Origin of the sequence: Rheinheimera sp., from assembly GCF_020217005.1 — a bacterium.
Classification (GTDB): domain Bacteria; phylum Pseudomonadota; class Gammaproteobacteria; order Enterobacterales; family Alteromonadaceae; genus Pararheinheimera.
In genome coordinates, this window is sequence record NZ_JAIWOI010000268.1 from 1 (window position 1) to 10,000 (window position 10,000).

The following is a 10,000-nucleotide window of genomic DNA, read 5'->3' on the forward strand; positions in this document are numbered from 1 at the left end:
AGCAGTAATTCTGAGCTCCATCCAAATCTTTGTTAACTTTTATGGCAAAAAATAGCGAATTGTTGCTAATAAAAAGGCCTCTTCTGAGGCCTTTTGGGTTTATGAATTAGAAATCAGCATTACCCGGCGTACGAGGGAAGGCGATCACGTCACGTACGTTGCCCACACCAGTGACATAAGAGACCAGACGCTCAAAACCTAAACCAAAACCGGCATGAGGTACTGTGCCGTAACGGCGCAGGTCACGATACCAGCTATAATCTTCTTTATTCAGACCCATCTGGTCCATACGTGCATCCAGCTGCTCTAAACGCTCTTCACGCTGGCTACCGCCGATGATTTCGCCAATACCTGGAGCCAGAATATCCATAGCAGCCACAGTTTTACCGTCTTCATTCATCCGCATGTAGAAGGCTTTGATGTCTTTTGGATAGTTTTGCAGAATGACTGGAGCGCCGACGTGCACTTCGGCTAAGTAGCGTTCGTGCTCAGACTGTAAATCCACACCCCATTCCACTGGGTAGTCAAATTTCTTACCGCAGTTTTTCAGGATCTCAACAGCTTCGGTGTAATCCATCCGAACGAAACTTGAGTCGATCATGTTCTGCAGACGGCTTACCGCATTTTCGTCCACACGTTCAGCGAAAAACGCCATATCGTCGGCACGTTCTGCCAATACGGCTTTGAACACAAACTTCAGCATGTCTTCAGCCAACTGCGCTACGTCTTTTAATTCGGCGTAAGCAACTTCTGGCTCAATCATCCAAAATTCAGCTAAGTGACGGGTGGTGTTGGAGTTTTCTGCGCGGAAAGTCGGGCCAAAGGTGTAGACTTTAGACAAAGCACAGGCATAAGTTTCAACGTTTAACTGGCCTGATACCGTCAGGAAAGTTTCTTTACCGAAAAAGTCCTGCTTGTAGTCAATGGCGCCTTTGTCGGTACGAGGCAGGTTTTCCAGATCCAGCGTACTGACGCGGAACATTTCGCCAGCACCTTCAGCGTCTGCACCTGTAATGATAGGGGTACTGATCCAGTAAAAACCGCGCTCGTGGAAGAAACGGTGAATAGCCTGAGCTAAACAGTGACGAACACGTGTAATAGCACCAACCATGTTAGTACGGGCACGTAAATGTGCCTGTTCACGCAGGTATTCCATGCTGTGGCGTTTTGGTGCCATAGGGTAGGTGTCCGGGTTTTCCACCCAGCCAACTACTTCAACAGAGGAGGCCTGGATTTCAAAAGCCTGGCCCTGACCTTCTGACTTGGCGATAGTGCCCGTCACTATCACGGAGCACGCTGTCGTCAGACGTTTAATTTCGTTTTCGTAATTATTCAACTCAGCCGGAGCAACGGCCTGAACTGCATCGAAGCAGCTGCCGTCGTGCACGGCTAAAAATGAAATCCCGGCTTTGGAATCACGCTTAGTGCGGATCCACCCTTTAACTGTGACTGTATCGCCAACCTGATACTGGCCAGACAGCACATCTTTGATTACTGCATGCGTCATGCAACCTGCTCCAACTTACTTAAGAAACTGTAAAAACCCAAAAGCAGACATCATACTGAGGCAAAGACTGAACACAAGTAAAAATTGTGAGGAATTCTAAAATGAGCGCTTCAGCGCCCGATCTTAAGCCAAAAGAGCGTCGTAAAGGCTCAGATTGGTTGATGTTACTGTTAGCCATGCTGAATTTGGGTGCCTGGTTTCTGCTCATTATGGGCTTGGCTCTGGCGCATTTGGCCAAACCCGAGTTTAACAGTGGTTTGGTGCAGTACTGGGGTATTCCTATTGAACAAGAATGGGATAAAGAGTTGGTGGTGAAACTGGAAGTATTAGTACGCTGGTGTCTGGTATTTACTGCCGCCACTTTAGTGCTGCATCAGTTTCGCAACAGACGCCGTGACGATGGTTGGCGCTTAAACTTATTCTTCCTGTTATTTTTAAGCACAGTTGTACTATTCGTGTTTTCGACCATTGATTAAGCGCCTGGTAACGCCTGTACATCCTTAGTTTGCGGCTGGTGACATAACAGGCAGAGCGACGCTGTTAATTTTGAAAGTTGCGAAGGACTGATGATATAAGGTGGCATCAAATAGAGCAGTTTGCCAAAAGGCCGGATCCAGACCCCTAATTCAACAAAAGCCTTTTGCATAGCAGCAACATCGACATTGTGTTTCATCTCCACCACACCAATAGCACCCAATACCCGTACATCAGCCACAAAAGGCGAAGTACGGCAAGGCTCCAGTTCTTGTCTGAGTTGGTGTTCTATAGCAGTGACCTGAGCTTGCCACTGATGTTGTTGCACCAGTTGCAGGCTTTTTAGCGCAACAGCGCAGGCTAGTGGATTGGCCATATAAGTTGGGCCATGCATTAAAGCCGGCACAGCACCCTGGGCTATGCCATCCGCGACTTTATCGTTACACAAGGTTGCAGCCAGCGTCAGATACCCGCCAGTCAAAGCTTTTCCAAGACAGATAATATCGGGACTGATGCCTGCATGCTGGCAGGCAAAGAGTTTTCCGGTGCGGCCAAAACCTGTGGCTATTTCATCGGCAATCAACAGCACCTGGTATTGATCACAGAGCCTGCGAGCCAGTTTTAAGTAATCCGGATGATAAAACCTCATCCCCCCGGCGCCTTGTAGTATGGGTTCGAGAATAAAAGCCGCTAGCTGCTGATGATGCTGGTCAAAGAAAGCCGTCAACGCCTGCTCATCTTCTGCTAAAAAATCGCCGCCAAACAGGCTTTGTGGTGCTGTGGCGAATAGCTGCGGGACGATCTGATCTTTAAACATCGAATGCATACCATCGACAGGATCGCAGACCGACATAGCTGCAAAGGTATCGCCGTGGTAGCCCTTTTGTATGGTCAGTAACCGGCTTTTTTCCGGGCGATTTAAACCTAACCAGTACTGCAACGCCATTTTTATCGCCACTTCGACTGAAATAGAGCCGCTATCGGCAAAAAAAACCTTAGTTAAGCCTTCTGGAACCATCTCTAGCAGTAATTTAGCGAGGTCAACAGCCGGTTGATGGGTGATACCGCCAAACATTACATGACTCATTTTCTGACTTTGCGCCACCAAAGCCTGATTCAATTCAGGGTGATTGTAGCCGTGAATAGCAGCCCACCAGGACGAAGTGCCATCCACCAAGGTTCTGCCATCTTCCAGCATCAGCTCACAACCATGAGCGCTGACCACAGGATACACAGGCAAAGGTTTACTTAACGAGGTGTAGGGATGCCAGATATGCTGACGATCAAACTCAAGATTAATGCTCATAAAATAACCCGTAGTAAACATTGCGAACTGGTTGGCGTTGACATGGCGCTAAGGGCCGATAGACTAACGGAAAATTTAAAAGACCACAATTTGTCTGTGGCTTGTCTTCGGGGAATTTTATGTCTGCTGTTTTACCACTTCGTCACAACTGGACTCTGGCTGAAGTAAATGCATTATTTGCTTTACCTTTTAACGACTTAGTCTTTCAGGCCCAAACGGTGCACCGCCAGTTTTTTAAACCCAATGAAGTGCAGATCAGTACTTTATTGTCGATTAAAACTGGCGCTTGTGCTGAAGACTGTAAATATTGTCCTCAAAGTGGTCATTACAATACAGGTCTTGAGCGTGAGCGTTTGCTGGAAGTGGAAAAAGTACTCACTCAAGCCAAAGCAGCCAAAGACAAAGGCGCTAGCCGTTTCTGCATGGGCGCCGCCTGGAGCAATCCAAAGCAGCGTGACATGCCGTTTCTGATGGAAATGGTCAAAGGCGTCAAAGAAATGGGTTTAGAAACCTGTATGACGCTGGGTAAACTCGATGCAGGTCAGGCGCAGGAGCTAAAACAGGCTGGTTTGGATTACTACAACCATAACCTGGATACCTCGCCGGAGTTTTACGGTGAAATTATCACCACCCGCACTTATCAGGACAGATTAGATACGCTGCAGCACGTGCGTGATGCCGGTATGAAAGTCTGTTGTGGTGGCATAGTGGGCATGGGCGAGTCGGCAAACGACAGATCTGCACTTTTAATGCAGCTGGCAAATTTGCCTGAGCACCCACAAAGTGTGCCTATTAATATGCTGGTGAAAGTACAGGGTACGCCGATGGAAAATGTCGAAGACTTAGATGGCTTCGAATTTATCCGTACCATAGCAGTCGCCCGCATCATGATGCCACAAAGCCATGTGCGTTTATCCGCTGGCCGGTCACGGATGAATGAACAAATGCAGGCGCTGTGTTTCCTCTCTGGTGCGAATTCGATATTTTACGGCGATAAATTGCTGACCACAGAAAATCCGGAAGCAGATGCCGATATGTTGTTATTCGCTAAGCTCGGTATCAATCCGGAACAGCGTCATGACGTATCAGACGAAGCCCATGAAGCGGCTTTAGCCGATGCCATTAAAGAGCAAAATACCCCTTCATTGTTTCACAGCGCGGTGTAAGTGTAGTGATGGACAGGTTACAGCGCTTTGCGCAGCAGATCGCCGATCGCAAAGTAGCTGGCTTGTATCGGCAGCATCCGGCTATTGATTCCTATCAGGGCCGTTTGCTGCAAAATAAGCAGGGCGCTTATCTTAATTTTTCCGGTAATGACTATCTGGGTTTAGCCACTGAGCCGCAGCTTATAAAAGCTCTGACAGAGGGCGCTGAACGTTTTGGCGTTGGCAGTTCAGGTTCACCTTTGGTGACCGGGTTTCATTATGCGCACCGCGCTTTGTCTGAAGCACTGTGCGACTGGCTGGCTGTCGACGATGTATTGCTGTTTTCCTCAGGTTTTGCTGCCAATCAGGTGATGCTGCAGCATTTGGCGGATAAAACTGACCAGCTGCTGTTGGATAAGCTCTGTCATGCCTCACTGATTGATGCTGCACTCAATAGCGACGCCCCTTACAAACGTTTTCCACATCAGGATTTAGCTGCCCTTGAGGTGTTATTGCAACGTTGCCCCTCAGCTTTAGTGGTGACTGAAGGCGTATTTAGTATGGATGGTGATAGTCCGGATTTAACAGCTCTATCTGCGCTTTGTAAAACAAATAAAGCGGATTTGCTGCTGGACGATGCGCACGCTTTGGGCGTGCTTGGCAAAGAGGGCAAAGGCAGCTGGGATGCGCAGGGGCTTGAGTCCGGCGATATGCTCTGCCTGATGGCGAACTTTGGTAAAGCCTTAGCAGGTCAGGGTGCATTTTTAGCGGGTTCGGCCACAGTCATTGATTATTTACGCCAGTTTGCACGGCATTATATTTACAGCACTGCGTTATCCCCTGCTTTGTGCTGGGCGATGAAAACCTCCGTCGAATTAAGCCGCAGCCAGCAGTGGCGTCGAGACAAACTGAATGACAATATTCAGTTGTTTAAAACTCTGGCTGCTGGTGCTGGTTTGACTTTATTGCCATCCAACACCGCCATACAGCCACTGATTATTGGCGATTCAGACAAAGCCATGTTGATAAGCGCTTCATTGAAAAAACAAGGCATTTGGTTAAGTGCTATACGACCTCCGACTGTGCCGCAGGGGAGCGCCAGGTTACGCATTACTTTATCTGCGTTGCATCAGAGTGACGATATTCGCTTATTAGTGCAAAAGCTGGAGCAATTGGTATGAATGCTTTGGCATTGACGGACGACATTGCCCGTCACTTCAGCCGTGCCCGAGAAAGTTACGAACATGCTGCACGGCTGCAACGTCTTGTTGCTGCTAAAGCCCTGACTTTATTAACGCCGACGGCTGGATTATTACTGGATTTAGGTTCTGGCCCAGGTTGGTTTCATCCAAAGCTAAAACAGCATTGCTCTGAACTTATAGCCTTGGATCTAAGCCATGACATGCTGCAAAAAACCAGGGCAGCACAACAGGCTACTTTGGTATTTCAGGCCGATGCTCAGTCTTTGCCTGTAGCGAGTACAGGCATAGACAGGGTGTTTTCCAGCCTGATGCTGCAATGGTGTGAACAGCCGGGGCTTGTGCTGCAGGAAATCCACCGTGTGTTAAAGCCAGGTGGTTCAGCCGTTATCAGTACCTTGCTCGATGGCACCTTGCAGGAATTTAAACTGGCATGGTCGCAGGTCGATAGCCATCAGCATGTGAATAAGTTTTTGCCTTTGGATTTTTATCAGCAGCTAAAGTGTCAGCATCCGGAATTGGGATTGCGGCTACAGACTGAAACTGTGCAGTTGGACTATCCGGATGTGCTGGCTTTGGCACGGGAACTGAAAGATTTGGGGGCAAATACGGTGACCCAGGGCCGCAATAAAGCCTTAACGGGCAAACAACGTTGGCAAAAAGTGCAGCATGCTTATCCATCTCGTAGCATCGATGGTCAGATCGGCGCCAGTTATCAGGTGTTGTACCTGACCCTGACCAAGCAAAACTCTGATTCATAACGGAAGAGTAAACATATGCAGACGATTTTTATTACAGGCACAGACACTGATGCTGGCAAAACCTATGTGGCAGTGACGTTATTGCAAGGCCTAAAAGCTCTGGGTTATCGCACTGTGGCGCAAAAACCTGTGGCTGCCGGCGTCAATGATACCGGTTTTAATACCGATGCTTTGCAGTTACAACAGCACGCAACAGAGCCGCTTAGTTATGATCTGGTCAATCCCTATTGTCTGACTGATGCAGTTGCTCCGCATTTGGCGGCTAAAAAAGCCGGGCTTTGTATAGAGCCTGCCATTTTGACCAAAGAGTTACAAAAGCTCCAAAATGTAGATGCTGATATAGCTTTAGTCGAAGGTGCAGGGGGGTGGTTACTACCACTGGATGATAACAATACTATGGCTGACTGGGTGATAGAGCATCAATTGCCAGTGCTATTGGTGGTCGGGATGAAGCTTGGCTGCTTAAACCATGCCTTACTGACGGTACGGGAAATTGAGCGCTCCGGCCTGAAGTTACTGGGCTGGGTGGCTAATTGTATTGATCCGGATATGGCGTATCAGCAGGAAAACATCATCTATTTGCAACAACAGCTGACCGTGCCATGCCTTGGTGTTTTGCCCTATCAGTTTGAACCACAGATCAATACCTCTCTTGCTGCAACCTTGATCAATACGATCCAAAGCTGATGTGACACTTCGCACCGACAGCGCCATTCATGTTTATTTACAATTGCTTGTCGCACTTTGATTGAAAAACACCGTCTAAGCCATATATTACAGGTAATTGCTTAATAAACGAGGTATCTATGAAGCGAGTTATACTGTTCCTGGCCACAAACCTGGCGGTAATGTTGGTGTTAAGTGTTGTACTTAGCATCGTCTTTAGAGTGCTGGGCATTGATAGCCGTAGCATTGGCGGCTTGTTGGTGTTTGCAGCAGTATTTGGTTTTGGTGGTTCTTTCATTTCGCTGTTTATGTCGAAATGGATGGCCAAACGTTCAACAGGAGCTGTAGTGATTTCTCAGCCCCGTAACGCCACCGAACAATGGCTGTTTGATACAGTGCGTCGTCAGGCACAACAGGCGGGTATAGCGATGCCCGAAGTGGCCATTTATGATTCTCCTGAAATGAATGCTTTTGCCACCGGACCCAGTCGTAATAATGCGTTGGTAGCGGTCAGCACGGGTTTGATGCGCAATATGCGTGAAGAGGAAGTCGAAGCAGTACTTGCACATGAAGTCTCACACGTGGCCAACGGTGATATGGTGACCCTAACCCTTATCCAGGGGGTGGTGAATACCTTTGTGATTTTCTTTGCCCGTTTGATCGCAGGGGCTATAAGCGGTAACCGGAATGACGAAGGCGGTGGTGGTAACGGTTTTGCCTATATGATCACGGTCTTTGTGCTGGAAATGGCCTTTGGTGTGTTGGCCAGCATCATAGTCATGTGGTTCTCCCGTCAACGTGAATACAGAGCTGATGCCGGTGCGGCAAAACTAGTAGGTGCCAATAAAATGGTGGCAGCGCTGGAGCGTTTGCGTAATAACCACGAAAGTCAGCTGGAAGGCTCTATGATGGCTTTTGGTATCGCCAGTAAGCCAGCGACCTCCGAATTGTTTTTAAGTCATCCACCACTGGAAAAACGTATTGCTGCATTACGCGGTGGATTTTAAATAGGCGGAATGAATGGAAAAAGGAACTTCGGTTCCTTTTTTATTAGGTTTCAATTAATTCATGACAACCTGGTTACGTCCGGCCGCTTTTGCCTGATATAAGGCTTCATCCGCCGCCTGGATAAGGTTAAAGGCTGTAGTGCCATGCTCAGGGTAGACAGCTATGCCAGCTGAGACAGTGATACTAATGGCCTGATGTTTGGCAAAAACCTCGGCCTGCTCAACATGAACCCGCCAGTTTTCAGCCAAATGTCTGGCTTGTACCGAGCTGGTGTTGGGTAAAACAACCAGGAACTCTTCGCCACCATAGCGGAACAAAATATCGGTTCTTCTGCTTTGGCGAAGTAAATGTTTAGCTACCAACTCAATGACTTTATCACCTGTTTGATGGCCATACTGGTCATTCAATTGCTTAAAATGATCCAAATCGAGCATTACTACGGCCAAAGGCTTTTGGTTACGTCTGGCTAAAGCTAATTCCCGCTCCATAAATTCATTCAAAAAACGGCGATTGTATAAATTGGTCAATGGGTCGCGGATGGATTGCTCCTTGATGCGATTCTTCAGACGTTCAATAGTAAAAAGTCGTTGTTCAAGGACTTCGTTCTGACTTTTCAGTAACTGCAAGGCTTGCTCCTGTTCGGTAACATCTTGCATCACCAGTAGGTAATTTGCCGAACAGTGATCAATGACCGGGTCCATAAACAATCTGTAGTGGCGTCGATCTCCTTCGTCGGTATGATGACACCAATCAGATGTTGTTTTACCTTTACTTAGTAAGTGGAATTTGTGGACAAAATCTTTCGGTAACTTATTAAAGCCCTGTGTACGGCTAGTAGGTTTTAAACAAAACAACTGCTGAAAAGCCTTGTTGCTTCTCAGGAGTTTTGCCTTGTTATTGGTCTGAATGCGCAGCATCGCAAGCGGCATAGACAAAGAATCAAATAACTCTGTCCAGCCGGGTTCCATATTTATCGCTGAAGGTCCTTTTAACACGATATCTGAAGCTCTCCATAGTTTGACTGACTATAGGAAACATCTGGTTAAAAATACAGTTGAGCTCAATAAAAATCTGCAATTTTTAGCAGGGGCGGCTGGAATCTGATATTGACAGATACATTTGCTGGAAAATTTGTCAATTAGGGTCTAGTTTCAAGAAAAACAAAGACAAAGGAAAAAGACGAGATGCCGGTAAACTCACAACTGAACGACGAAATTCGTATTCTGACCTTGTTCAATCTGGATACTTCATTGGAGGGAATTAAAGCTCATAAATCAGCAGATCCAAGCGCAAAAGAAGCAATTGAACGACTATACAAGAAAGGTCTGCTGACTCAGGCCGATGGTGGTTATTTGACTGATTTGGGTCGCAATTGCGCGGAACATCTGCAGAATGCATTACGGATACTGAGCTCCTGATCTGATTGTTGTTGCAGATAATTGACGGAGCAGACTGTAGCAATGCTGCAACTGCTCCTGTTGTTCCGCAAATTCAAAGTGCTGATATGCATTGAGTAATTGCCTTATTTTTTCTTGGTTTTCCGGGTAGGACTGCATTAAACCCGTGAGATAAGATTCGATACTCTGATACTCAGCTTTTTCTCCGTAGGGCTTGAGTACCTTAACAATCAACTGCCTAAGCCGCTGGTTTTGATTTGTTACTTTGCGCTGCAACATCAAATAGCCCCCGAGGCTTAGCAGCAAGAGGCTAAGTAATATAACAGTTGCCCACACCCAGGGCAGAGATTGCAGACTTTGCCAGAGGTAAAGCTGTTCGGTTTGATCAAAACTTAACACCCATACTGACCAATAATAGTCGAGCCATTCCAATTGGCCAAACCAACTGCCTAGCAAACCCCGCTCAAACAAATCGTCCAACAATTGTCGCTCTGTAATAGGTAGTGCATCTGACAGACCCTGGGTTAAACGTAATGG

General features: G+C 47.2%; 11 protein-coding genes. 7 read left to right on the forward strand and 4 right to left on the reverse strand.

Features of this window, described 5'->3' with window-relative positions; all coding sequences use genetic code 11:
• Positions 1-106: 106 nt before the first annotated feature.
• Entirely contained in the window at positions 107-1,507 is a 1,401-nt protein-coding gene (asnS, locus tag LDL40_RS13055; protein ID WP_300995813.1) for an asparagine--tRNA ligase, read from the reverse strand.
• A 101-nt stretch (positions 1,508-1,608) separates the two neighbouring features.
• On the opposite strand from asnS, the gene LDL40_RS13060 reads away from it, so the two are divergent.
• Positions 1,609-1,983, forward strand: a complete 375-nt coding sequence (locus LDL40_RS13060; protein ID WP_300995814.1) for a hypothetical protein — start codon at positions 1,609-1,611, stop codon at positions 1,981-1,983.
• Here the strand turns inward: LDL40_RS13060 and bioA are convergent.
• Entirely contained in the window at positions 1,980-3,287 is a 1,308-nt protein-coding gene (gene bioA, locus LDL40_RS13065; RefSeq protein WP_300995815.1) for an adenosylmethionine--8-amino-7-oxononanoate transaminase, read from the reverse strand. The two genes, LDL40_RS13060 and bioA, sit on opposite strands and share 4 nt — an antisense overlap.
• 119 nt (positions 3,288-3,406) lie before the next feature.
• On the opposite strand from bioA, the gene bioB reads away from it, so the two are divergent.
• The 5 genes from bioB to htpX all read left to right on the forward strand — a co-directional run bounded on the left by bioB (position 3,407) and on the right by htpX (position 8,065).
• Positions 3,407-4,453 (forward strand): biotin synthase BioB, encoded by a 1,047-nt coding sequence (gene bioB / locus LDL40_RS13070; RefSeq protein ID WP_152342785.1) that lies wholly within the window; start codon positions 3,407-3,409, stop codon positions 4,451-4,453.
• Between the two features lie 8 nt (positions 4,454-4,461).
• Positions 4,462-5,613, forward strand: coding sequence for an 8-amino-7-oxononanoate synthase (locus LDL40_RS13075; RefSeq protein ID WP_300995816.1), 1,152 nt, complete (start codon positions 4,462-4,464; stop codon positions 5,611-5,613).
• Positions 5,610-6,392, forward strand: a complete 783-nt coding sequence (locus LDL40_RS13080) for a methyltransferase domain-containing protein (RefSeq protein WP_300995817.1) — start codon at positions 5,610-5,612, stop codon at positions 6,390-6,392. The genes LDL40_RS13075 and LDL40_RS13080 overlap by 4 nt, the downstream gene beginning before the upstream one ends.
• Before the next feature lie 15 nt (positions 6,393-6,407).
• Entirely contained in the window at positions 6,408-7,079 is a 672-nt protein-coding gene (gene bioD, locus LDL40_RS13085; protein ID WP_300995818.1) for a dethiobiotin synthase, read from the forward strand.
• A 119-nt stretch (positions 7,080-7,198) separates the two neighbouring features.
• Entirely contained in the window at positions 7,199-8,065 is an 867-nt protein-coding gene (htpX, locus tag LDL40_RS13090; protein WP_300995819.1) for a protease HtpX, read from the forward strand.
• 54 nt (positions 8,066-8,119) lie between these two features.
• On the opposite strand, the gene LDL40_RS13095 is transcribed toward htpX, so the two are convergent.
• Complete coding sequence (locus LDL40_RS13095; protein WP_300995820.1) at positions 8,120-9,061, reverse strand: GGDEF domain-containing protein; 942 nt, start codon at positions 9,059-9,061, stop codon at positions 8,120-8,122.
• A gap of 189 nt (positions 9,062-9,250) precedes the next feature.
• Here LDL40_RS13095 and LDL40_RS13100 point away from each other — a divergent pair, with 189 nt between their 5' ends.
• Entirely contained in the window at positions 9,251-9,484 is a 234-nt protein-coding gene (locus LDL40_RS13100) for a TIGR02647 family protein (RefSeq protein ID WP_300995821.1), read from the forward strand.
• Here LDL40_RS13100 and LDL40_RS13105 read toward each other — a convergent pair.
• On the reverse strand, positions 9,464-10,000 hold a 537-nt coding region (locus LDL40_RS13105; protein ID WP_300995822.1), incomplete at its 5' end, for a hypothetical protein. The two genes, LDL40_RS13100 and LDL40_RS13105, sit on opposite strands and share 21 nt — an antisense overlap.

Bases quoted from the DNA above. Each gene is read 5' to 3' on its own strand.
- asnS (WP_300995813.1), bottom strand. From the start codon at position 1,507: ATGACGCATGCAGTAATCAAAGATGTGCTGTCTGGCCAGTATCAGGTT.
- LDL40_RS13060 (WP_300995814.1), top strand. From the start codon at position 1,609: ATGAGCGCTTCAGCGCCCGATCTTAAGCCAAAAGAGCGTCGTAAAGGC.
- bioA (WP_300995815.1), bottom strand. From the start codon at position 3,287: ATGAGCATTAATCTTGAGTTTGATCGTCAGCATATCTGGCATCCCTAC.
- bioB (WP_152342785.1), top strand. From the start codon at position 3,407: ATGTCTGCTGTTTTACCACTTCGTCACAACTGGACTCTGGCTGAAGTA.
- LDL40_RS13075 (WP_300995816.1), top strand. From the start codon at position 4,462: ATGGACAGGTTACAGCGCTTTGCGCAGCAGATCGCCGATCGCAAAGTA.
- LDL40_RS13080 (WP_300995817.1), top strand. From the start codon at position 5,610: ATGAATGCTTTGGCATTGACGGACGACATTGCCCGTCACTTCAGCCGT.
- bioD (WP_300995818.1), top strand. From the start codon at position 6,408: ATGCAGACGATTTTTATTACAGGCACAGACACTGATGCTGGCAAAACC.
- htpX (WP_300995819.1), top strand. From the start codon at position 7,199: ATGAAGCGAGTTATACTGTTCCTGGCCACAAACCTGGCGGTAATGTTG.
- LDL40_RS13100 (WP_300995821.1), top strand. From the start codon at position 9,251: ATGCCGGTAAACTCACAACTGAACGACGAAATTCGTATTCTGACCTTG.